Origin of the sequence: Azonexus sp. (assembly GCF_036170495.1) — a bacterium.
In the GTDB taxonomy this organism is placed as follows: Bacteria; Pseudomonadota; Gammaproteobacteria; order Burkholderiales; family Rhodocyclaceae; genus Azonexus.
Genome location: NZ_JAVHPH010000165.1, coordinates 1 through 20,629 on the forward strand (window position 1 = coordinate 1; position 20,629 = coordinate 20,629).

The following is a 20,629-nucleotide window of genomic DNA, read 5'->3' on the forward strand; positions in this document are numbered from 1 at the left end:
CGGCAAGTGCCCGAACATTCAGCGCATCGAACTGGAGGCGCTGGCTCGCCCGCTGACCCAGGAGGAAATGCAGGAAGCGGCAGACGAGGCCCAACAAACCCTGCTCGCCCTGCGCGACCGGGTGATGGCTTCGGGTGCCAGGCTGGGGCCGGATTCCGGCGCCAGCTCCTAGCGCAAACGCCCGTTGAGTTCGTCGATAACCGATGCCCAGTCGGCATCTTCGATGATTTCCTCCTTGAGGAAGGCTCGCTGCGCGGCGCTCCAGAACGGGGCGCGATAGAGGGCGATGTCGCTGGCCAGCGGGCGGTGGCTGGCGATGAACCTTTCAAGTGCGGCCTCGTCGGCGGGTAATCCGAGTTGGGCAAACAGGTTGCTCATGGTGTGCAGTTGGGCTTGCATGGACGACTCCTTTTGGGGCGACAGACTGTTTGTTCGATAGGTTCAAGCGAGCGTAGTTCCGTTATTGGCGCCCGCCTTTCGCCTTACCGGCGGCGACTCAGAGCAGCGCTTCGACTGCATCGAGCAGTTCATCCGGCCGGGTGGCCGGGGCATAGCGGTGAACGACCCGGCCCTCACGGTCGACGAGAAATTTGGTGAAATTCCATTTGATGGCTTCAGTGCCCAGGATGCCCGCGGCTTCGCGCATCGCGGCGAACTGGTTGCAGGGAAAGCCGAGGACGACAAAGCCCCTGTCCCTGTACATGCGGTAGAGCTCTTCGAGGCCGCTGTATTGCGGGGTGAAGCCGCATTGGCTGGCGGTGTTCACGATGAGCAGAACCTTGCCGCGGTAGGCGTCGAAGTTCTGCTCATCACCGTTCAGGCGCCGGGCGCTGAAATCGTAGAGAGTCTGGCTCATTGAGGTTCGGTCGCTCCGCTTTCAGTAGGCCGATTTCGAGGCCATCGGCGGCGTCAACTGGCCGCGGATTTCGCCCGGCTTGTGTTCGGCACTGTGGACATTGACGTACAGATCGCCGGACTTGAAGGCCTGATACTGATCGGCGCTGAGCTTGCTGCCGTCAGGGACCATCCAATCGTTGTCGCCGCTCTTGTTCAGCGTGATGACGACCGGCCCGTTGCTGCCGGCCTTGCCGATGTGGATGTGCGCCATCGTGGCGGCCAGTCCACGGGTCATGACCTTGCCGCTAACGCTCATGTCGGGCTTGATGGTGATCATGCCTTCGCCGCCGGCCTTGGTGGCGACGGGCGGCACCTCCATGTCGCCGGAAAGTTTGAATTTGATGTCGTCGGCAAAAGCCGGCAATGAAAACGTTGCCAGGACAATGGCGGCAACGGCAAGCATGCCCGGCAGGGCCAGGCGGCGGTTCGGGAATGTGTTCATGGCAAACCTCTCGTCATTGAAAAGTATGTAGCCGCGAGATGGGCGTCGCATGTTGCTGGGTTGCTGCGGCGGCTACATGGCATTTGAGTGCCGATACCCGACTTGGTTCGCCGCCCGTTGTCGGAAACGCTTTCATGGCCTGTCGCAAGCCCGACGATCTGTTCCTGATCCACTCCAACATCAACCCGTTTCGCGATTTCTTCGAACACTGGAACGACGAAGAGGCGCTTGGCCTGCTGCTGCAGATCGAGGCAGAGTGCTGCTGAGCGTTTTCTGCGGATTCCACGGTCAACCGGGTTTACTGGGTGAAATATAAAAATTGGCCAAAAACGAAATGTAAGCGCCGCCGTTGGCCGAATTTGCACGCCGACTGTCCGCCCGAACAGTGGCCGCCGCGCAGCGCCTGACCTACGATGCTGTTTCACCGACCACAAGGAAACAGCATGCAGGCCTTTCAGGACTACTACCCGGAGAATCTGGCCCATTGCTACGGCTGCGGCCGCAACAACGCGCACGGGCATCAGATCAAGACCTTCTGGGATGGCGACGAAACCGTCACCCACTTCCAGCCGCGCCCCGAACATACGGCCATCCCCGGCTTCGTCTATGGCGGCCTGCTCGCTTCGCTGATTGACTGCCACGGCACGGGAACGGCCGCCGCCGCGATGTACAAAGCCGAGCATCGGAGGATGGACAGCCTGCCGGCCTTTCGCTTCGTCACCGGTTCGCTGCAGGTCAGCTACCTCAAGCCAACCCCGCTCGGCCCGGTGCTCGAAATTCGCGGCAAGGTGAAGGAAATCAAGGGCCGCAAGGTGGTGGTCGAGGCGACGGTGTACGCTAATGGCGTAGCCACGGCACGCGGCGAAGTGATCGCCTTGCAGATGCCGGATACGTTTGTGGCGAGCTAACGGCAGACTCGCTCAGACAGCCTGACGGGCTGCCCGCTACGCTTTCATTCAACCTAAAAACCGCAGTTGACCGCGACCAAACCCTTCGATACGCCCACTGCATGGGCTACTCAGGCTGCGTCCAGAGCTCGTCGAAGGGGCGAACGGGGGGCAGCCCGTTCGTGGTGAGTAGCCTTGCGCCGCAAGGCGTATCGAACCATGAAGGGGCGCTCACTGCGGTTTTCAGGTTGAATGATTCGGCACCACGCGCGAAGCTATCGCCGGCCGCCCCGGGCAGCGTATCCTTGCCGCCCACGCTGTATATCCCGCCCCCATGTCCACCGCCCTCTCCCCCCGCACCGAACGCTTTTTCCTGCTCACCCTGGCCGGCATCCAGTTCAGCCATGTACTCGATTTCATGATCATGATGCCGCTCGGGCCGATCCTCATGGCGGCCTTCGGCATCGGCACGCACGAGTTCGGGCTGCTCGTCGCCGCCTACAGTTTCAGCGCCGCGGGGTCCGGGATTCTGGCGGCGACTTTCGTCGATCTCTTCGAGCGCAAGCGCCTGCTGCTCATCGTCTTCACCCTATTTGGCCTGGCCACGCTGGCCTGCGGACTGGCGCCCGGCTATTCGACGCTGATTCTGGCGCGCGGCCTGGCCGGCGTCTTCGGCGGCATCATGGGGGCGCTGGTGCAAACCATGATCGCCGACGCCATCCCTTTTTCGCGTCGAGGCCGGGCGAGCGGCGTGGTATCGAGCGCCTTCTCGATTTCGACCATCGCCGGCGTCCCCCTCTCGCTGTGGCTGGCCAACCACCTCGGCTGGCGGGCGCCTTTTGTGCTGATTGCCGCGTTGACCGTCGTCTTCCTCGCCATCGGCCTGCGCTTCCTACCCGAACTACGCCACCACCTCAGCGCCGAAAAGCGCGCCCATCTGCTCTCCGCCACTTTCAGCGTGCTGGCCGACGCCAACCACCGGCGCGCCCTGCTCTTTTCGGCGCTCATCATCTTTTCCGGCTTCACGGTCATTCCCTACATCACCGTCTACGCCGTCAATAACGTCGGCATCGCCCAGACCGACATTCCCATCGTCTATCTGGTCGGCGGCTCGGCCACCTTCATCAGCGCCCGGCTCATCGGACACTGGGCCGACCAGCACGGCAAGATCGAGGTCTATCGGTTGGTCGCCCTGCTCGCCATGATCCCGACGCTGGTCCTCACCCATGCCGGCGTCCTGCCGCTGTGGGGCTGGCTGATCATTTCGGCCAGCTTCTTCGTGCTCATCTCGGGGCGCATGATCCCCTCCATGGCCATCATCGCCTCCGCAGCCCAACCCCCACTGCGCGGCACCTTCATGTCGCTCAACGCCACCGTCCAGTCTCTGGCCATGGGCCTGGCCACCACGCTGGCCGGCTTCCTCACCGCCCTCGACGCGAGCGGCCGCATCGTCGGCTTCCCCCTCGTCGGCTACGTCGCCGTGGCGGCCAATCTGCTCGCCATGTGGTTCGTCGCACGCATCGTCATGCACGGCAGGAACAGCTGAAAGCCCGCTATGGATTTCGAATTTTTCCTGAAGAGCCTCGACCATCTGCCCCTCTTCGACAAGTCGGCCTGGGGTGCCGTCGGCATCGCTGTGCTGGCGGCGGCCGGTCTGATCCTGTTCGGCGAGCGCCGCTACTTTGCCGCGCGCGACAAGGCCGGCAGCTGGCTGTCGCTGCGCCTGCTCTCGCTGTTCATTCTGCTGCCGCTGACCGCAGGGGTCATCGTGATGACCAGCCTGGCGATGTCTGGGCCCGAGGCGCTGGCCTATTTCTATTTCGCCCTGCTCGTCCTTGGCCCGCTCGTCTGGTTCGCCGGTCATGCGTTCTGCGGCCGTCTGCTGCGGCCGGCCTTGAGCAAGGGCGAAAGCCGTTTCATGGCGGCCAGCGGCCTGTTCATCCTGACCCTCCCGTTTCTCGCGGCTACCGTCGCTCAGGGGCTGATTTTCCAAGCCTCGCACGGCCTCTCCCAAAGCGCCTTGCGGAACGCGCCGGCTGCCGCTTTGCCCTATGCCGTCGGCCCCGTGCAACATTTCACCCTACCCACCGTCGGCCTGATCCATACCCAGTCGCTGATCGCCCCGGCCGGTTTCGAACTGGAACGAATCGACCGCAAGGTCGGCGAACACTGGTCGGACACCGCGACCAGCACGCGCGACCTCTTTTGCCGGGATGGCCAGAACCTCCACCTCATGTGGTCGGCCCGCGAAGCGGCGCCGATGCTGCGCCTTTACTGGCGCCGCAACGGCCAGCGCGTGAAGGCCGATTTCCTACCGACGAGCGCTACGGTCGACCCGGCCGAGCCGGCTGAATTCATCATCGGTTTTCGCCCCGACGGCATCGACCCGCCGGTGCCCATTCCCCGCTCACGTGCCTCGATTGCCTACTTCGTCGGCCCGGATCGTCTCTACTTCAACTCGCTGAACCCGCTGCAGCCCGGCGAAACCTTCGCCAACGACTGCATCATGCCGGGTTACAAGCGCGTGGCCTGGGCAAAGGAAGGCCCGCCCCAAGCCGTCGCGCTGATGTTCTTCCAGCGCGCCGACGCCCCTTACCTGCGGGCCGAGATTGGGCGTCCGGCCGATCAGCAATAGCGTCGCCAGCGACAAGCCGTAGAATTCCGCATTCCGGGTACGCTTTCACGCCCGATCAGGCGCCACCCATTTCTCCAAAGGCAAAGTCATGTTCGACAATCTGGCCGGATTTTTCATCCACTGGGCCATCACCGCCCTCTCCCTATGGGGCGCCAGCCTCGTCTTCAAGGGCATTCGCATTTCCAGCACCTCGGCACTCATCGTCGCCGCCCTGCTCCTCGGTTTCGCCAACGCCGTACTCCGCCCGCTGCTCGTCTTCCTGACCCTGCCGCTGACGCTGCTCAGCCTCGGCCTGTTCGTGCTGGTCATCAACGCCCTGCTCCTCATGCTCGTCGCCAAGGTCGTCAGCGGCTTCACCATTTCCGGCTTCTGGACGGCCTTCTTCGCCAGCCTGTTCATTTCCATCCTGAGCATCGCCCTCGGCACCCTGGCCCCGAATGCCGAAACGACGATCTACCGGCTGCCGCCCAACCCGTCGGCCCCGACCATTTCCGCCTGAGCCGTCGCCATGAGCCAAGCCGCCTACTGGATTCTGCGTTGCGAGCATCGACTGCTAACCGTCAGCGGGGCCGGCGCCATCTTCCCCGCCGGCCTGGCCGCCGATTTCGGCCATCCCGAAAACGCCCTGCAGGTCGGCGAACTCAACGGCCGGCCCTGCCACGCCGCCGATGTCGCCCAGTTTCCCGACATCCCCGGCGGCGAAGCGACGCCGCTGCGCGCCATTTTTCAGCTCGCCGGGCCCGACACCTTCGCCCTCGCCGGCCGCGCCACGCAGTTGCTCGACTGGCAGGCCAACCACCGCTTCTGCGGCAAGTGCGGCACGCCGACAACGATGAAAACTGGCGAACTGGCCATGCTCTGCCCGGCCTGCGGCCTGCTCGCCTACCCGCGGATTTCGCCGGCGGTGATGGTCCTCGTGCGCGATGGCGACAAACTCTTGCTCGGTCGCAGCCCCCATTTCAAGCCCGGCGTCTTCAGCGCCCTGGCCGGCTTTGTCGAACCGGGCGAAACGCTCGAGCAATGCGCCGCCCGTGAAGTGCGCGAGGAAGTCGGCATCGAAATCGCCAACCTGCGCTATTTCCACAGCCAGCCCTGGCCCTTCCCCAACTCCCTGATGGTCGCCTTCTTCGCCGACTACGCCGGCGGCACCATCACCCCCGACCCCAACGAAATCGAAGCCGCCGACTGGTTTTCACCCGACGCCCTGCCCATCCTCCCCGAGCCGATCAGCATTTCACGCCGGCTCATCGAAGCGGCACTGAACGAACGCTAAAGCCGCCAGACGCCACCGGCCGGTTTTTTCATTTTTGGCCCTTTTTTCCGGTTGACCGTGGAAGGCTGAACGCACTCACCCCAACGCGGCCGGCGGGGAAAATCCGGGTAGAAAAGCATCCGCTCAACGCCTAAAATGGTTCTTCGGGCCAGCCAGCCGCTTCTGCCAGCCAAGCTTCGCTTCCAACCATCTCCGGAGAACGCTATGAAGGGCGACAAGAAAATCATCGACATCCTCAATGACCTGCTGACCGGCGAACTGACGGCCGTCGATCAATACCTGATCCACGGCGAGATGTATGCCGACATGGGCCTGAACGCGCTGGCCGAGAAATCCATTCACGAGTCCGATCACGAGCGCCAGCACGCCCGCGCCCTGATCCAGCGCATTCTCTTCCTCGAAGGCAAGCCGGACCTCGGCAAGCGCGAGGCGCTGAAGATCGGCAAGACGGTGCCGGAGATGCTGAAGTCCGACCTGGCCGTCGAAGTCAAGGTGGATGGCGACCTCAAGAAAGCCATGGCGGCCTGCGAGAAGGCCCAGGATTATGTCAGCCGCGACCTGCTCGGCGTCCAGCTCGAAGACACCGAAATGGACCACGCCTATTTCCTCGAAAAGCAGCTCAGACTGATCGATCTGGTCGGCCTGCCCAACTACCTGCAGAGCCAGATGGGCTCGGGCAGCCCGGCGTAAGGAGCGACGACGATGAAAGGCGACAAGAAAGTCATCGAAGCCCTCAACAAGGTGCTCAAGAACGAGCTGACGGCGATCAACCAGTATTTCCTGCATGCCCGGATGTTCCGCAACTGGGGCCTGGAAAAGCTCAACGACTACCAGTACCAGCAGTCGATCCGCGTCATGAAGGAAGCCGACGAGGTGATCGAGCGGGTGCTTTTCCTCGAAGGCCTGCCCAACCTGCAAAACCTCGGCAAGCTGCTGATCGGCGAGCATGTCGTCGAATGCCTGGCCGGCGATCTCCAATACGAGCGTGAAATCCAGCGCCCGCTGCTGGTCGAGTCCATCGCCCTGTGCGAGGAGTTGCAGGATTACGTCAGCCGCGATTTGCTCGCGGAGCTGCTCGAACATTGCGAAAAGGCCATCGACTGGCTGGAAACGCAGCAGACGCTGATCAAGGATGTGACGCTGCCGAACTATCTGCAGGCGCACATCGAGCCGGGCGAAGACTGAAACAGCCGACGCCAAATTCCCCAAAAGCCGCAGCCAGTCTGCGGCTTTTTCGTTTTGGCCCCGCCGCCTCCGACTGGCGCGCGAATTGCTCAGCATGGAAATCAGCACTGTCGTTTGTGGCAAAGGCAACACCGTTGGCGATGCAGATAAACAATAGTTGTTGACAACCATTCTCAACACCGTAAGATGAGAATTGTTCGCATTACATGCAATCGAGGAGGCAGTTCATGTACGTCTGCGTCTGCAAGGCAGTCACCGACCGTCAGATTCACGAAGCCGCGGCGGGCGGCGCCCGCACCCTGCGCGACCTCCGGCGCGAGCTCGGCGTCACCGCTGACTGCGGCCGCTGCGCCTCCTGCGCCCACGCGTGCCTGAAGGCGGCGCACCAGTGTGACGCGCATGCCGCCGCCGGCCATCCGCTCGCCGCCTGAGTCCGGGTTTGAATTTGGCTCGAAATTTCCGGTCGACCGTGGCATTCACGCCGCCGAGACTTGCCCCAAATCAGCAAAACCCTTTTCAAACCGGCGTAGACTGACGGTCTCCCTGGCAAGACCAGAATTCCTTTGAACGTGACCACCTCCACCTCTGCCGCCAACGCCATCCTGCTCGTCGGCCATCCCAACGTTGGCAAATCCGTCCTCTTTCATCGCCTGACCGGCGCTTACGTCAACGTTTCGAACTACCCCGGCACCACCGTCGAAGTCACCCGCGCCAGCGCCCGTTTCGACCGCGAGGCGATGCTCCTTGACACCCCCGGCGTGCTCGCCCTGCCGTCGCGCAGCGATGACGAACGGGCGACCATGCGCGCCCTGCTCAACGAATCGTCGCGCTGCCTCGTCCAGGTCGGCGATGCCAAGAACCTGCGCCGTACCCTGACTTTGACCGCCCTTCTGGCCGAACTCGGCGTGCCCATGGTGCTCGCCCTCAACATGCACGACGAGGCGGCGGCACGTGGCGTCATGGTCGACACCGCAGCGCTCGGCGAAGAACTCGGCATCCCGGTTCTGGCTACCGTTGCCACCGGCGGCGAAGGGATCGGCGAACTGACCAACAGCCTCGGCGACGCCCGTGCCGCCGAAGCGCTGCTCCACTACGACCCGGAAATTGAGGCCGACATCGCCAGCATGGCCGAGGCCATCGCCCGCCTCGCGCCGCACCCGCAACTGGCGGCGCGCGGCCTCGCCATTCTCTATCTCGGCGGCGATTCGGTCGTTGCCGACTGGCTGATCGAGCAGGCCGGCGAATCCCATCCCCCAGGGGGACTTCCTTCGGGGCGCGCTCAACTGGAAATTTTGCGCAAAAACGCCGTCGACCGTAGCGACGGCGATCTCCCCGCCCGCCTCGCCCGCGAGCGCACCGAAGCGGCCGATACGCTGGCCACCAGCGTCATCCAGCGCGCCGCCAGGAGCAGTCCGCTGCTCTCGCAACGCCTCGGCCAATACGTCGTCCATCCGTTCTGGGGCGTGCCTATCCTGCTCGGCGTCCTCTACGCCGTCTATCAATTCGTCGGCGTTTTCGGCGCCACGGTACTCGTCGGCCTGCTCGAAAAAGACCTGTTCGCAGGCATCCTCAACCCGGCCTTCACCGCACTGGTCGGCGCCCTGGCCGGCCCCGGCTGGCTGCAAGACTTGCTGGTCGGCCAGTACGGCCTGTGGACCATGGGCATGACCTACGCCCTGGCCCTCATCCTGCCCATCGTCACCACCTTCTTCTTCGCCTTCGGCGTGCTCGAAGATTCCGGCTACCTGCCGCGCCTGACCGTCATCGCCAACCGGCTGTTTTCGCTGATCGGCCTCAACGGCCGCGCCGTGCTGCCGATGGTCCTCGGCCTCGGCTGCGTGACGATGGCGACGCTGACCACGCGCATCCTGCACAGCCCGCGCGAACGGCTGATCACCATCTTCCTGCTCGCCCTCGCCATCCCCTGCTCGGCGCAACTCGGCGTCGTCCTCGGCATGCTCGGCGGCGTTTCCTTCACCGCCGTCCTCATCTGGGCGCTGGCCATGGTCGGTGTCCTGCTGCTTTCCGGCTTCCTCGCCGCCAGGCTCATTCCCGGCCGGCGCATCCCGCTGGTCACCGAACTGCCGCCGATGCGCCTGCCGATCATCGCCAATGTCCTCAAGAAAACCGGCGGCCGGCTCAAGTGGTATCTGATCGAAGTCATCCCGCTCTTCCTGCTCGGCACCTTCATCATGTTCGCGCTGGACAAATCCGGCGCGCTGCCCGCCATCATCGAAGCCGGCGAGCCGCTCGTCTCAGGCTGGCTCGGCCTGCCGAAAGAAGCCTCGGCCGCCTTCGTCATGGGCTTCCTGCGCCGCGACTTCGGCGCCACCGGCCTGTTCGCCATGGCGCACAGCCTGAGCCCGATCCAGGCGGTGGTCGGCATGATCACCATCACGCTGTTCATCCCCTGCTTCGCCAGCCTCATGATGATGGTCAAGGAACAGGGCGCCAAGATCGCCCTCGGCATGGTCGCCATCATCGTCCCCTTCGCCTTCTTCGTCGGCGGCCTCTTCAACCTCCTTCTCCACGCCGTCTGGTCATGAGCCCCGCCCACGAAGCCCGCCTCCCCCTCGCCTTTATCCCGCCCGGCAGCGACGTCCGCCTCGCCGCGCTCGGCGAGGAGATTGACCCGCTGCAGCGGGAGCAGCTGACGGCCTACGGCCTGGCCATCGGGCGCAGCATCCGGCTGCTGCAGCAGCGGCCGATGACCGTCATCCTCGCCGACGAGGTGGAACTGGCGGTGGAACATGCCGTGGCACGGCATATCTGGGTGGAGAAGTTGCCGGCGGCTGGCTGAGTTGGCTTGGGGTTCCGGTTATTTGGCGATTTCCGGTTGAATTGGCTTGGGGTTCCGCCTTGCTGGCGGGCGTACTTTCTTTTGCTTCGCCAAAAGAAGGTAGCCAAAGGCTATTGCTAGCGCAGCTAAAAGGCGACCCCAAGGTCGGCGCCCTGCGGGTTCCTTGCGCTACTCGGCAGGCCGGGCGGCTGGCTAAACTCGCCTTCGGCTCAAACAACGCCAGCCGACTGCCCCCGGCATCCCTGCGTTGCTCAGCGCCTCTCATGGGGACCCGAAAGGCGTCCACGTTCAACCAGAACGCCCCGAATTGGCATTCCTACGGTCAACCCGAAAAAAAGCCAAAAAATGAAATCAACCATTTAGTCGCACCTACTCCAACCCCGTCACTCCCGCGGCCTCGACACACCCGGGATTCCGCTTCGTGGCGGGCGAAGCGGGAGTCCATACCCCTGCTGGATTCCCGCCTGCGCGGGAATGACGGCGTAACTGCTCGTACTCGGGACGGTTTACCGGGCCCCTTGGAAGGTGCCGAGCAACGCAGGGGCTGGCGGATAAAGGGCGAGGACTGTCTGAGGGCGAAGCCCGAGTTCCGCAGCCCCCGCCAGCACCGAGTAGCGCAGGGAACCGGCGTAGCCGGCACCGACCCAGGGTCGCCTTCTTTTTGCTTACTTTTTCTTGGCGAAGCAAGAAAAAGTGAGACGCCCCGCAAGGGCGGAACCCCCTGCCAACTCCCCTAAACCCAGCCGAGGTAAAGCCCTGTCAAACAACATCAACCCCCACCTCGCCCTCGCCAATTTCCCCAATCACGGAAACATGCGAGAACCCCTGCTGCAGGAACAGCGACAGCACTTCCGTCACCGTATCAGCCGTGCATGAAACGAGCAGTCCGCCCGAGGTTTGCGGATCGGTAATGAGCGTTTTTGCCGCATTTTCGAGGTTGACCGCCAGATTCACACCGGCGCCGTAGCTCGCCCAGTTGCGCCCCGAGGCGCCGGTCAGGTGGCCGGCATCGACAAACTCGCGGGCCCGCGGGAGCAGCGGCAGGTCGGCGTAATTGACCGTGGCGCGCACATTGCTGCCCTTGCACACTTCGAGCAGATGGCCGGCCAGGCCGAAGCCGGTGACATCGGTGACGGCATGGACGCCTTCGAGACAGGCCAACATTGGCCCTGGCGTATTGAGCTGAGTCGTGGTGTCGACCATCGCCTCGTAATCGCTGGCGTGGAGCAGATCCTTCTTGAGCGCGGCACTATAGACGCCGACGCCGAGCGGTTTGCCGAGAATCAGCTTGTCACCGGGTTGGGCGCCGGAATTGCGCTTGAGATGGGCCGGATTGACGATGCCGATGGCGACCAGGCCGTAAATCGGCTCGACCGAGTCGATGGTGTGGCCGCCGGCAATCGGAATGCCTGCAGCGCGGCAGACGGCTTCGCCGCCTTGCAGAATCTTGCCGATGGTTTCCAGCGGCAGGGTGCCCACCGGCATGCCGACGATGGCCAGCGCGAAGAGCGGCGTGCCACCCATGGCGTAGACGTCGGAAATGGCGTTGGTGGCGGCGATGCGGCCGAAATCATAGGGATCGTCGACAATCGGCATGAAAAAATCGGTGGTCGCAACGATCGCCTGCTGCTCGTTGATCTGATAAACCGCGGCGTCGTCGCAAGTCTCGGTACCGACCAGCAATTGCGGCGGAATGATGCCCGACGGGGCGCCGGCGAGAATCTGCTGGAGGACGGCGGGCGCGATCTTGCAGCCGCAGCCGCCGCCATGGGAAAGCTGGGTCAATCTGATTTTTTCTTCAGGCACGGCTGTTCTCTCGAAAAACGTTTATTTTTTATTCGGCGTCGAAGCCGGCATCTTCGATGGCGGCGACCAGCGCCTCGCGCCTCACCGCCTGCGGATCGAAAGCGACCTTGGCTTGCCCTGCCTCCAGCGAGACTTCGGCGCTGGTCACGCCGGCGATGCCGGCGAGCACGCCGCTAATGTTCTTGACGCAACCCTGGCAGCTCATGCCGCCGATCTTGATGATTGTATTTTCCATGCCATTCACCTATTCACAAAAGGTTGCCGGCGCAGGATTTCGGCTATGCCGGCGGCCGATGTCGGGCGGCTGAAATAATAGCCTTGCGCCATATCGCAGCCCATTTTACGCAATTGCGCCAACTGTTCAGCGGTTTCGACGCCTTCGGCCAGTACCGTCATGCGCAGGCTGCGCCCCATGCTGACGATGGTCGACGCAATGGCCCAGTCGTCGGGATCGGTTTCCAGGTCGTTCACGAAAGAACGGTCAATTTTGAGCTTGCCGACCGGGAACCGCTTCAAATAGGCGAGCGACGAGTAGCCGGTACCGAAGTCGTCGATCGACAGCTCGACCCCCATGCGATGCAGCGCCGATAGCGTCCCGAGATTGATGTCGGCATCGTGCATCACCGTGCGCTCGGTCAGTTCGAGTTCGAGCAAGCTGGCATCGAGACCGGAGGAAGCCAGCGCGCCGGCGACCATTTCAACAAAGCCCGGCTGCCGGAACTGCACCGGCGCCACGTTGACGGCGACGACCAGCGACGGCAGCCCCTCGTCGCACCAGGCTTTGGCCTGCCGGCAGGCTTCGCACAGCACCCAGTCGCCGATCGGGTTGATCAGCCCGGTTTCTTCGGCAACATGAATGAAGCTGTCCGGCATGATCAAACCGAGCTCCGGGTGCTGCCAGCGGATCAGCGCCTCAACACCGATGACGAGGCCGCTACGCAGATTGATCAGCGGCTGGTACTGAAGAATGAACTCGTCCTGAGCCAGGGCATGCCGCAGATTGCTTTCGAGGAGCAGGCGGTCGAGCGTCGCCGTGTTCATCTCGGTGGCGTAGAACTGGAAGGTGTTGCGGCCGATTTCCTTGGCCCGGTACATTGCCGTGTCGGCATTTTTGAGCAAGGTTTCGAGATCCTGCCCGTCATGCGGATAAATGCTGATGCCGAGCGACGGGGTCACCGTCAGCTCATGCCCGGCCACCTCGAACGGCCGGACGAAGACGTCGATCAGACGCCGCGCCACCTCAGCCGCGGCGGCCGTATGGAAGCCCGGCATGGCAAAAATGAACTCGTCGCCACCGAGGCGGGCCAGCGTATCGATGCGCCGAACGACGGTATCGAGCCGGCGCGCTACTTCGACCAGGAGTTCATCGCCGACGCTATGGCCGAGCGAGTCGTTGACCCGTTTGAAATGATCGAGGTCGAGGAAGATGACGGCAATTTCCCCTTTTTCCCGCTCGGCTGCGGCCAGCAACTGGACAAAACGTTCGCGCAGCAGGCGGCGGTTGGGCAGGCCGGTCAGCACGTCGTAGTCGGCCAGTTCGCGAATGCGGTTTTCGGCGACCTTCTGGGCCGAAATATCGAGCAGGGTGCCGACCGAAGCCGGCCGCCCGGCAAAGCGCGACGACGCCCCGTAGACCATGGCCGGAAACACCGAGCCATCCTTGCGCACAGCCGAAATTTCGTAGCGATGCCCACCGATCCCGGCCATGCGGGCTTGCATCTGCTCGACGATAAAAGCGTGCTGCTCCGGCGCGATAACGTCGAGCGGCCCCATGCGACCGACCATCTCTTCCGCGCTGTAGCCGAAGAGATGGATCAGAAAAGGATTGACGTACTTGAAACGCTGATCCTGCAGGACAAAGATGCCAACCTGTGCGGCCTCCATCGTCGTCCTGAACATCGCTTCCTGGTCGGTCAACGCCGGCAGCGTGCTGTCGACCTCGCCGGCGCCCCCGGATACAACCGTCTTCCCTCCGACCCCTGTGGTCATCACCGCCCCTTTTCCTTGCTTCTGTTCAGCGTCCCGGCCGCCAGCGCTTCAAGAGCAGCGAGTTCGACACCACCGAGACTGAACTCATTGCCATGGCCGCCCCCGCCACCACCGGATTCAGAAAACCCAAGGCAGCGAGCGGAATCCCCGCCACATTGTAGATGAAGGCAAAGAAAAGATTTTGCCGGATTTTGCCCAAGGTGACCGCCGATAGGGCGATTGCATCGACCACGCCGAGCAGGTCGCTACGAATCAATGTTAAATCCGCTGCCTCCACCGCGGCGTCGGAACCGGCGCCGATGGCGAAGCTGACATCGGCCGCGGCAAGGGCCGGCGCATCGTTGATGCCGTCGCCGACCATGGCGACCAGCCCGCCGCCAGATTTCAATTCCTGGATCGCCGCCACCTTGTCGCCGGGCAGGATGCCGGCGCGGAACTCGGCGATGCCGGCCTCGGCAGCAATCGCCGCGGCCGTCGCCGCGTTGTCGCCGGTCAGCATGACGACGCGGATGCCGCGTTCGCGCAGGCGCTCGACAGCGGCGCGCGAAGTCGGCCGCAGGGCGTCGGCGATAGCGAACAGGGCCAGCGCTGTCTCGCCTTCGGCGAGCACCACCACCGTCTTGCCGGCCTGCTGCAAGCCCGTCACGGCGGGGTCGGCAGCCAGCCCGAGCCAGCTCGGCGAACCGAGGCGCAAGGCCCGGCCATCGACCTCGCCTTCAACGCCGAGCCCGGGCAGGGATTTGAAATTGGCCACATTTTTCCGGTCGACCGTGGGAAGGCCGGGAACAGCGGCCGCAACGACCGCCCGCGCCAGCGGATGCTCCGAATTCTGCTCCAGCGCCGCGGCCAAACCGAGCACCTCCTGGCGCCCCAGGCCGAAGGGCAGGACATCGGTGACTTGCGGCGCCCCGCAGGTCAGCGTCCCGGTCTTATCCAGCGCCAGCACGGTGATCTTCTCCGCCCGCTCCAGCGCCTCGGCATTCTTGACCAGGATGCCGGCCCGCGCCCCCTGGCCGGTGCCGACCATGATCGCCGTCGGCGTCGCCAGCCCGAGCGCACACGGACAGGCGATGACGAGCACGGCGACGGCATTGACCAAGGCCTCGGAAAAATCGCCGGAAACCCACCACCAGCCGGCAAAGGTGACGAGCGCTATGGCGCACACCGTCGGCACGAAAATCGCCGAAATTTGATCGGCCAGCCGTTGCACCGGCGCCTTCGAGCCCTGCGCCTCGCCGACCAGGCGGATGATGCCGGCGAGCAGCGTGTGCTCGCCAACGCCGGTCGCCCGGCAGCGCATCGCCCCCTGGCCGTTGGCCGTCGCGGCAAAGACCTGGTCACCGGCACGCTTGGCCACCGGCATGCTCTCGCCGGTCAGCATCGCCTCGTTGACGCTCGACTCACCGTCGATCAGTGCGCCGTCGACCGGCACGCTTTCGCCCGGCCGCACGAGAAAAATATCGCCCGGCATGAGGGCCTCGACCGCCATGTCGATCCACTGGCCATCGCGTTCGACGCGCGCCGTCTTCGGCTGCAGGCGGATCAGCGACTCGATGGCCTCCGACGTCCGCGCCTTGGCCCGCGCTTCGAGCAGTTTGCCGAGCAGAACCAGCGTAATGACCGCCGCCCCGGCTTCGAAATAAACGTGTTGGGCCAGCCCGAACAGCGTCACCACGGTCGAAAAGCCCCAGGCCATGGTCGTCCCGAGGGCGACCAGCACATCCATGTTGGCGCCGCCGCCACGCAGCGATTTGAAGGCGCCATCGTAAAAACGCCAGCCGATCCAGAATTGCACCGGCGTCGCCAGCGCCAACTGCAACCAGCGCGGCAATTCGTTCAGGTGACCGTGTTCGCCCAACATGAAAAACATCTGGCCGACCAGCGGCAGGCTCAGCGCCACGGAAATCCAGAAACGGCGGATTTCGCTACGGTAAACGAGCAATTTTGCCGCTTTTTCACGTTCGCGCGTTTGCCCGTCAACCACCGCCGCCGTAAAGCCGGCCTTGGCCACGGCCGCTACCACGGCTGCCTCGTCAGCGCTGGCCGACAAGCGAACGCGCGCCCGTTCGGCCGCCAGATTCACATTTGCCTGCATGCCGGCCTGGCGATTGAGCACCTTCTCGAGACGCGCCGAACAGGCGGCACAGGTCATGCCGCCGATGGCAAACTCGACGACCCGGCCGCTATCCGATTCGCTCATTTGACCAGCAGAACCGGGCACGGCGCCAAATGCAAAACGCGGCTGGCCACCGACCCCATGACCAGACCGGCGACACCGCCCCAGCCATGCGAGCCCATGACAATCAGGTCGCAAGCTAGTTCGTCCGCCAGCCTGGAGATCACCTCGGCCGGCTGACCGACATGAATGTGCGTCGTATGAAAGCGCCCCGCTGCGTTCAGTTTTTTCTGGGCAGCGTCCAGGTGCTCCTGCGCCTCTTCCGAATAATAAGCGTGCAGCGTTTCCTTGCCGACATGAGCCTGCACGCGGCCAATCGGAATCGGCGCATGGACATGCAGCAAATGAATTTCCGGGACGTCGCGAAACCAGCCGACGTGGGTAATCAGATGATCAACTGCACGCAATGAACATTCGGAACCATCAACCGGCAAGAGAATTTTCATGATCTCACTTCCAAGCTAATTGAGGCCCGCCAGACGGAACAGGCCGAAGAATCCATATACGCCAAAGCCTAGCACCAACAGTCCAGACAGGGTACGCACGACTGGCCGCCGGACAAATTCGTTGAGTCGGGCCAGGACAATGCCGGCGAGCAATAAATTGGGCAGGGTTCCCAGGCCAAAGGCCAGCATCATCAGGCCGCCGCGCGTGGCCGAACCGGCCGTCAGCGCACTGGCTAGCGCACTATAGACCAGGCCGCAAGGCAGCCAGCCCCACAGCAGGCCAAGCGGGAAAGCCTGGCCAACGCTACGCGCCGGGAGAAAGCGGCGGGTCAGCGGTTGCAGATGGATCCAGAGTTTCTGTCCGGCCCGCTCGGTGAAAGCCAGCGCCCGCGTCACCCCCAGCAAATAGAGGCCAAGCGCCACTAACATCAGATTGGCGATGAAATAGAGGATCAGGCGGGCCGGCACCTGCCCTTCCAGCCCCATGCTGGCCGCACCCAGAGCGCCCGCAATGGCGCCAGCCGCGGCATAGGACAGAATGCGCCCGCCGTTGTAAGCGAGATGCATCGACCAGCGCGCCGTAACGCCCAGCGACAAGGCACCGACAATGCCGCCACACATGCCGACGCAATGCGTGCCGCCGAGCAGGCCGACAAGAAAAAGGGCGAAAAAACCGGAATCAGGCATCGAACAAGATCAACAATCGGGACAGGGGCGGCTAGATTACCTGACCGGCTTCTCCGGCACCACCCGGCACCCGGGTCCGCACCGGGCCGAGAAGTTGAGGTAACGAGAGCCGGGGCACCCCGAGTCGATCAAAGTAGACAATGGTCAGTACCGAGTTGATCAGCCGGTCAGCATTTCGCCAGCCACCGCCGACTGTGCCCGCCACCCGAAGCGCCGCTGTTTATGACGTCCCAAGGGTTTTTCAACCCGGCACATTGCTGGGCCGCGCCTCTGGTGCTTGCGCCAAATCGCCCGCAACCGCGGTATTTACGCCGCTTCGCCTTGATCACGAGGGCTTCCTGATCCCTTGCCGACTCGCCCTGCGAGGTGACACCTTTTATCCCGCTCCTGTCCATCGGCACGCCGTTTATATTCCTCGCTGCCGCCCCACAGTCGGTCGCCCTCATGCCGTTGCGCTTCACTTCATTCGTCGTGATCAACTCACGGCGGGACTTCCCCCCGCAGGAGTGCGCTCATGCTGGGCGCACCAAAGAAAAAGCCCGCCTGAAATCAGACGGGCTTTTTAACGTTCTGTTATCCGAAGCTTAGGTGCTCTGGATATTGGAAGCCTGCTTGCCCTTGGGGCCTTGCACGACGTCGAAGGAAACTTTTTGACCTTCCTTCAGAGTCTTGAAACCATTCATGTTGATGGCGGAGAAATGAGCGAAGAGATCTTCGCTGCCATCATCAGGAGTGATAAAGCCAAAGCCCTTGGAATCATTGAACCACTTGACTGTACCGATTGCCATGTTTGCAACTTTCTTACAAAAGACGAACAAATTTACGGGTCTCCCCGACTCCCTGTTTGAACTCAGTGACCCGGTGCATTACAGCAACCTCGATACAGCTAGAAGCCAAACACGATTGCTTTCTACGCCAGTTGAATTTTATCGTCAACAGGTTTCGATGCGGCGCCGCAGCAAATCAGCGACTGGCGAACCTCAGCCCTGATCTGGAAATCGACCGATTCGTCCCAATGTTTTATGTTGCGGATTAAGGCGGACTGTATAAAATCGAAAGCATGGCGACCAAGGCTCAGGAAGGCGGACAACTCGCGGCACAGCGCAGCAAGTTGGGTCCACCGAAGATGTACAAGGTACTGCTGTTGAACGACGATTACACACCGATGGATTTTGTAATCACCGTGCTGCAGCGGTTTTTTTCTCTGGATACTGAACAAGCAACGCAAATCATGCTCAAAGTTCACAACGAGGGGCGTGGTGTCTGCGGGGTTTTCCCGCGGGACATCGCTGCTACCAAAGTTGAACAGGTCATAGCATTCGCACGCCAGCACCAACACCCGCTTGCCTGCATCATGGAGGAAAATTGATGATTGCCCAGGAACTCGAAGTCAGCCTGCACATGGCCTTCGTCGAGGCGCGTCAAAAACGCCACGAGTTCATCACCGTCGAACACCTGCTGCTGGCGCTGATCGACAACCCCTCCGCCGCCGAGGCATTGCGTTCCTGTGGCGCCAAGACCGACACGCTGCGCAAGGATCTAACCAATTTCATCGATGAGCATACGCCGACCGTTTCCGGCGAGGATGATATCGATACCCAACCGACGCTCGGCTTCCAGCGCGTCATCCAGCGCGCCATCCTGCACGTCCAGTCTTCCGGCAAAAAGGAAGTGAACGGCGCCAATGTACTGGTTGCCATCTACGGCGAAAAGGATTCGCACGCGGTCTACTTTCTACAAAAGCAGGGGGTGACGAGACTGGACGTCGTCAATTTCATCTCGCACGGCATCAGCAAGGTGCCCCAGCAAGCGAAGTCCACACCGGAAGGCGAAGTCGAAACAGAAGGCGAAAAGGCCGAAGCCGGGCCGCTTGAGCAATACACGATCAACCTCAACGCGCTGGCATTGCAGGGCAAGATCGACCCGCTGATCGGCCGTGACAAGGAACTGGAGCGGGTCATCCAGACCCTGTGCCGTCGGCGCAAGAACAACCCGTTGCTGGTTGGCGAAGCCGGTGTCGGCAAGACAGCCATTGCCGAAGGGCTGGCCCGCAAGGTCGTCGAAGGCGAGGTACCGGAAATCCTCGCCAAAGCCAATGTTTATTCGCTGGACATGGGTTCCCTGCTAGCCGGCACCAAGTACCGCGGCGACTTCGAGCAGCGTCTGAAAGGTGTTCTGAAAACCTTGCAGGACAACCCGCACGCCATTCTGTTCATCGACGAAATCCACACCCTGATCGGTGCCGGTTCGGCCTCCGGCGGCACCCTGGATGCGTCAAATTTGCTCAAGCCGGCACTTTCTTCCGGGCAACTCAAGTGCATCGGCGCAACGACTTACACCGAGTTCCGTGGCATTTTCGAGAAAGACAGCGCCCTGTCCCGCCGCTTCCAGAAAATCGATGTCAATGAGCCATCAGTCGCCGAAACAGTGGAAATCCTCAAGGGTCTGAAAGCCCGTTTCGAGGCTCACCACGGCATCAAGTACTCGGCCACGGCGATTTCGTCGGCTGCCGAACTATCCGCTCGCTACATTACCGACCGTCATCTGCCGGACAAGGCGATTGACGTCATCGACGAGGCTGGTGCAGCGCAGCGCATCCTGCCGAAATCGAAGCAGAAAAAAGTCATCAACAAGACCGACATCGAAGAGATCGTCGCCAAGATCGCGCGCATCCCGTCGCAGCACGTCACGCTGGATGATCGCGGCGCGTTGAAGAACCTCGATCGCGACCTGAAGGCGGTCGTCTTCGGACAGGACAAGGCCATCGACGCCCTGGCCAAGGCCATCAAGATGGCTCGCTCCGGCCTCGGCAATCCGGGTAAGCCGATCGGTTCCTTCCTGTTCAGCGGCCCGACTGGTGTCGGCAAAACAGAGGTAGCCAAGCAGCTGGCTTATTGCCTGGGCGTTGAACTGCTCCGTTTCGACATGAGCGAATACATGGAACGCCACGCAGTATCCCGCCTGATCGGCGCGCCACCGGGTTATGTCGGCTTCGAGCAGGGCGGCCTGCTCACTGAAGGCGTGACCAAGAAGCCATATTGCGTGCTACTCCTAGACGAAATCGAGAAGGCCCACCCGGACATTTTCAACATCCTGCTGCAGGTCATGGACCACGGCACACTAACCGACAACAATGGCCGCAAGTCCGATTTCCGCAACGTGGTCATCATCATGACCACTAACGCCGGCGCCGCCGACCTGCAGAAATCGAGCATGGGTTTCACGAGTTCGAAGCAGACAGGCGACGAGATGGTCGAGATCAAGCGCCTGTTCACACCGGAGTTTCGCAATCGCCTCGATGCGACGATTTCCTTCGGTCCGCTCGATCATGAGGTCATCCTGCGCGTCGTCGACAAGTTCCTCATGCAGCTTGAGGAACAGTTGCATGAGAAAAAGGTCGACGCGC

Annotated in this window: 23 protein-coding genes; 13 read left to right on the forward strand and 10 right to left on the reverse strand. The window is 62.6% G+C overall.

Going from position 1 to position 20,629, the window contains the following annotated elements; all coding sequences use genetic code 11:
- Positions 1 to 168: 168 nt before the first annotated feature.
- From ADADOO_RS05135 to ADADOO_RS05145, 3 genes are all read right to left on the reverse strand, one after another.
- On the reverse strand, positions 169 to 399 hold the full coding sequence (locus tag ADADOO_RS05135) for a DUF2789 domain-containing protein (protein ID WP_511275579.1): 231 nt from the start codon (positions 397 to 399) through the stop codon (positions 169 to 171).
- A gap of 97 nt (positions 400 to 496) precedes the next feature.
- A complete protein-coding gene (locus ADADOO_RS05140; protein WP_511275581.1) occupies positions 497 to 856 on the reverse strand; it encodes a glutathione peroxidase in 360 nt (119 codons plus the stop codon).
- A gap of 21 nt (positions 857 to 877) precedes the next feature.
- Entirely contained in the window at positions 878 to 1,339 is a 462-nt protein-coding gene (locus ADADOO_RS05145; protein ID WP_511275583.1) for a CHRD domain-containing protein, read from the reverse strand.
- A gap of 134 nt (positions 1,340 to 1,473) precedes the next feature.
- Here ADADOO_RS05145 and cowN point away from each other — a divergent pair, with 134 nt between their 5' ends.
- From cowN to ADADOO_RS05200, 11 genes are all read left to right on the forward strand, one after another.
- Positions 1,474 to 1,605, forward strand: coding sequence for a N(2)-fixation sustaining protein CowN (gene cowN, locus ADADOO_RS05150; RefSeq protein ID WP_511275585.1), 132 nt, complete (start codon positions 1,474 to 1,476; stop codon positions 1,603 to 1,605).
- A 177-nt stretch (positions 1,606 to 1,782) separates the two neighbouring features.
- Positions 1,783 to 2,247 carry a PaaI family thioesterase gene (locus tag ADADOO_RS05155; RefSeq protein ID WP_511275587.1) on the forward strand — a complete coding sequence of 155 codons (465 nt, stop codon included), beginning with the start codon at positions 1,783 to 1,785 and terminating at the stop codon, positions 2,245 to 2,247.
- 313 nt (positions 2,248 to 2,560) lie between these two features.
- Complete coding sequence (locus tag ADADOO_RS05160) at positions 2,561 to 3,772, forward strand: MFS transporter (protein ID WP_511275588.1); 1,212 nt, start codon at positions 2,561 to 2,563, stop codon at positions 3,770 to 3,772.
- Between the two features lie 9 nt (positions 3,773 to 3,781).
- On the forward strand, positions 3,782 to 4,861 hold the full coding sequence (locus ADADOO_RS05165; RefSeq protein WP_511275589.1) for a hypothetical protein: 1,080 nt from the start codon (positions 3,782 to 3,784) through the stop codon (positions 4,859 to 4,861).
- Positions 4,862 to 4,949: 88 nt separating this feature from the next.
- Positions 4,950 to 5,360: a phage holin family protein gene (locus ADADOO_RS05170; RefSeq protein WP_511275591.1), complete on the forward strand. Its 411-nt coding sequence runs from the start codon at positions 4,950 to 4,952 to the stop codon at positions 5,358 to 5,360.
- 9 nt (positions 5,361 to 5,369) lie between these two features.
- Positions 5,370 to 6,134, forward strand: a complete 765-nt coding sequence (nudC, locus tag ADADOO_RS05175) for an NAD(+) diphosphatase (protein WP_511275593.1) — start codon at positions 5,370 to 5,372, stop codon at positions 6,132 to 6,134.
- 204 nt (positions 6,135 to 6,338) lie between these two features.
- Positions 6,339 to 6,824: a bacterioferritin gene (gene bfr, locus ADADOO_RS05180; protein ID WP_511275595.1), complete on the forward strand. Its 486-nt coding sequence runs from the start codon at positions 6,339 to 6,341 to the stop codon at positions 6,822 to 6,824.
- Positions 6,825 to 6,836: 12 nt separating this feature from the next.
- Positions 6,837 to 7,319, forward strand: coding sequence for a bacterioferritin (gene bfr, locus ADADOO_RS05185; protein WP_511275596.1), 483 nt, complete (start codon positions 6,837 to 6,839; stop codon positions 7,317 to 7,319).
- 227 nt (positions 7,320 to 7,546) lie between these two features.
- On the forward strand, positions 7,547 to 7,750 hold the full coding sequence (locus tag ADADOO_RS05190; protein WP_511275598.1) for a (2Fe-2S)-binding protein: 204 nt from the start codon (positions 7,547 to 7,549) through the stop codon (positions 7,748 to 7,750).
- A 138-nt stretch (positions 7,751 to 7,888) separates the two neighbouring features.
- On the forward strand, positions 7,889 to 9,865 hold the full coding sequence (feoB, locus tag ADADOO_RS05195) for a ferrous iron transport protein B (RefSeq protein ID WP_511275600.1): 1,977 nt from the start codon (positions 7,889 to 7,891) through the stop codon (positions 9,863 to 9,865).
- Positions 9,862 to 10,119, forward strand: coding sequence for a ferrous iron transport protein A (locus tag ADADOO_RS05200; protein ID WP_511275601.1), 258 nt, complete (start codon positions 9,862 to 9,864; stop codon positions 10,117 to 10,119). The genes feoB and ADADOO_RS05200 overlap by 4 nt, the downstream gene beginning before the upstream one ends.
- Positions 10,120 to 10,878: 759 nt before the next feature.
- Here the strand turns inward: ADADOO_RS05200 and selD are convergent.
- The 7 genes from selD to ADADOO_RS05235 form a co-directional block, all read right to left on the reverse strand.
- Complete coding sequence (gene selD, locus ADADOO_RS05205; protein ID WP_511275603.1) at positions 10,879 to 11,925, reverse strand: selenide, water dikinase SelD; 1,047 nt, start codon at positions 11,923 to 11,925, stop codon at positions 10,879 to 10,881.
- A 28-nt stretch (positions 11,926 to 11,953) separates the two neighbouring features.
- Positions 11,954 to 12,160, reverse strand: a complete 207-nt coding sequence (locus tag ADADOO_RS05210; protein WP_511275605.1) for a heavy-metal-associated domain-containing protein — start codon at positions 12,158 to 12,160, stop codon at positions 11,954 to 11,956.
- A gap of 5 nt (positions 12,161 to 12,165) precedes the next feature.
- Complete coding sequence (locus ADADOO_RS05215; protein ID WP_511275606.1) at positions 12,166 to 13,914, reverse strand: putative bifunctional diguanylate cyclase/phosphodiesterase; 1,749 nt, start codon at positions 13,912 to 13,914, stop codon at positions 12,166 to 12,168.
- Positions 13,915 to 13,939: 25 nt separating this feature from the next.
- A complete protein-coding gene (locus ADADOO_RS05220; protein ID WP_511275608.1) occupies positions 13,940 to 16,114 on the reverse strand; it encodes a heavy metal translocating P-type ATPase in 2,175 nt (724 codons plus the stop codon).
- Positions 16,111 to 16,536: a universal stress protein gene (locus tag ADADOO_RS05225; protein ID WP_511275610.1), complete on the reverse strand. Its 426-nt coding sequence runs from the start codon at positions 16,534 to 16,536 to the stop codon at positions 16,111 to 16,113. The genes ADADOO_RS05220 and ADADOO_RS05225 overlap by 4 nt, the downstream gene beginning before the upstream one ends.
- A gap of 15 nt (positions 16,537 to 16,551) precedes the next feature.
- Entirely contained in the window at positions 16,552 to 17,223 is a 672-nt protein-coding gene (locus ADADOO_RS05230; protein ID WP_511275612.1) for a sulfite exporter TauE/SafE family protein, read from the reverse strand.
- Positions 17,224 to 17,807: 584 nt separating this feature from the next.
- Positions 17,808 to 18,011: a cold-shock protein gene (locus tag ADADOO_RS05235; protein WP_066880803.1), complete on the reverse strand. Its 204-nt coding sequence runs from the start codon at positions 18,009 to 18,011 to the stop codon at positions 17,808 to 17,810.
- A gap of 272 nt (positions 18,012 to 18,283) precedes the next feature.
- Between ADADOO_RS05235 and clpS the strand changes: the two genes are divergently transcribed.
- Together clpS and clpA are read left to right on the forward strand one after the other, a co-directional pair.
- On the forward strand, positions 18,284 to 18,592 hold the full coding sequence (clpS, locus tag ADADOO_RS05240) for an ATP-dependent Clp protease adapter ClpS (protein WP_226400897.1): 309 nt from the start codon (positions 18,284 to 18,286) through the stop codon (positions 18,590 to 18,592).
- Positions 18,592 to 20,629 (forward strand): ATP-dependent Clp protease ATP-binding subunit ClpA (gene clpA, locus ADADOO_RS05245; protein WP_511275614.1); only part of this gene is annotated, 2,038 nt, incomplete at its 3' end. The genes clpS and clpA, both read left to right, overlap by 1 nt.

Excerpts from the sequence above, each read along its gene's own strand:
- ADADOO_RS05170 (WP_511275591.1), top strand. The coding sequence starts at position 4,950 with ATGTTCGACAATCTGGCCGGATTTTTCATCCACTGGGCCATCACCGCC.
- nudC (WP_511275593.1), top strand. The coding sequence starts at position 5,370 with ATGAGCCAAGCCGCCTACTGGATTCTGCGTTGCGAGCATCGACTGCTA.
- ADADOO_RS05165 (WP_511275589.1), top strand. The coding sequence starts at position 3,782 with ATGGATTTCGAATTTTTCCTGAAGAGCCTCGACCATCTGCCCCTCTTC.
- ADADOO_RS05190 (WP_511275598.1), top strand. The coding sequence starts at position 7,547 with ATGTACGTCTGCGTCTGCAAGGCAGTCACCGACCGTCAGATTCACGAA.
- ADADOO_RS05230 (WP_511275612.1), bottom strand. The coding sequence starts at position 17,223 with ATGCCTGATTCCGGTTTTTTCGCCCTTTTTCTTGTCGGCCTGCTCGGC.
- ADADOO_RS05145 (WP_511275583.1), bottom strand. The coding sequence starts at position 1,339 with ATGAACACATTCCCGAACCGCCGCCTGGCCCTGCCGGGCATGCTTGCC.
- ADADOO_RS05235 (WP_066880803.1), bottom strand. The coding sequence starts at position 18,011 with ATGGCAATCGGTACAGTCAAGTGGTTCAATGATTCCAAGGGCTTTGGC.
- ADADOO_RS05135 (WP_511275579.1), bottom strand. The coding sequence starts at position 399 with ATGCAAGCCCAACTGCACACCATGAGCAACCTGTTTGCCCAACTCGGA.
- ADADOO_RS05215 (WP_511275606.1), bottom strand. The coding sequence starts at position 13,914 with ATGACCACAGGGGTCGGAGGGAAGACGGTTGTATCCGGGGGCGCCGGC.
- ADADOO_RS05200 (WP_511275601.1), top strand. The coding sequence starts at position 9,862 with ATGAGCCCCGCCCACGAAGCCCGCCTCCCCCTCGCCTTTATCCCGCCC.
- ADADOO_RS05220 (WP_511275608.1), bottom strand. The coding sequence starts at position 16,114 with ATGAGCGAATCGGATAGCGGCCGGGTCGTCGAGTTTGCCATCGGCGGC.
- ADADOO_RS05140 (WP_511275581.1), bottom strand. The coding sequence starts at position 856 with ATGAGCCAGACTCTCTACGATTTCAGCGCCCGGCGCCTGAACGGTGAT.
- cowN (WP_511275585.1), top strand. The coding sequence starts at position 1,474 with ATGGCCTGTCGCAAGCCCGACGATCTGTTCCTGATCCACTCCAACATC.
- ADADOO_RS05225 (WP_511275610.1), bottom strand. The coding sequence starts at position 16,536 with ATGAAAATTCTCTTGCCGGTTGATGGTTCCGAATGTTCATTGCGTGCA.
- ADADOO_RS05155 (WP_511275587.1), top strand. The coding sequence starts at position 1,783 with ATGCAGGCCTTTCAGGACTACTACCCGGAGAATCTGGCCCATTGCTAC.
- bfr (WP_511275595.1), top strand. The coding sequence starts at position 6,339 with ATGAAGGGCGACAAGAAAATCATCGACATCCTCAATGACCTGCTGACC.
- ADADOO_RS05160 (WP_511275588.1), top strand. The coding sequence starts at position 2,561 with ATGTCCACCGCCCTCTCCCCCCGCACCGAACGCTTTTTCCTGCTCACC.
- ADADOO_RS05210 (WP_511275605.1), bottom strand. The coding sequence starts at position 12,160 with ATGGAAAATACAATCATCAAGATCGGCGGCATGAGCTGCCAGGGTTGC.
- clpS (WP_226400897.1), top strand. The coding sequence starts at position 18,284 with ATGGCGACCAAGGCTCAGGAAGGCGGACAACTCGCGGCACAGCGCAGC.
- bfr (WP_511275596.1), top strand. The coding sequence starts at position 6,837 with ATGAAAGGCGACAAGAAAGTCATCGAAGCCCTCAACAAGGTGCTCAAG.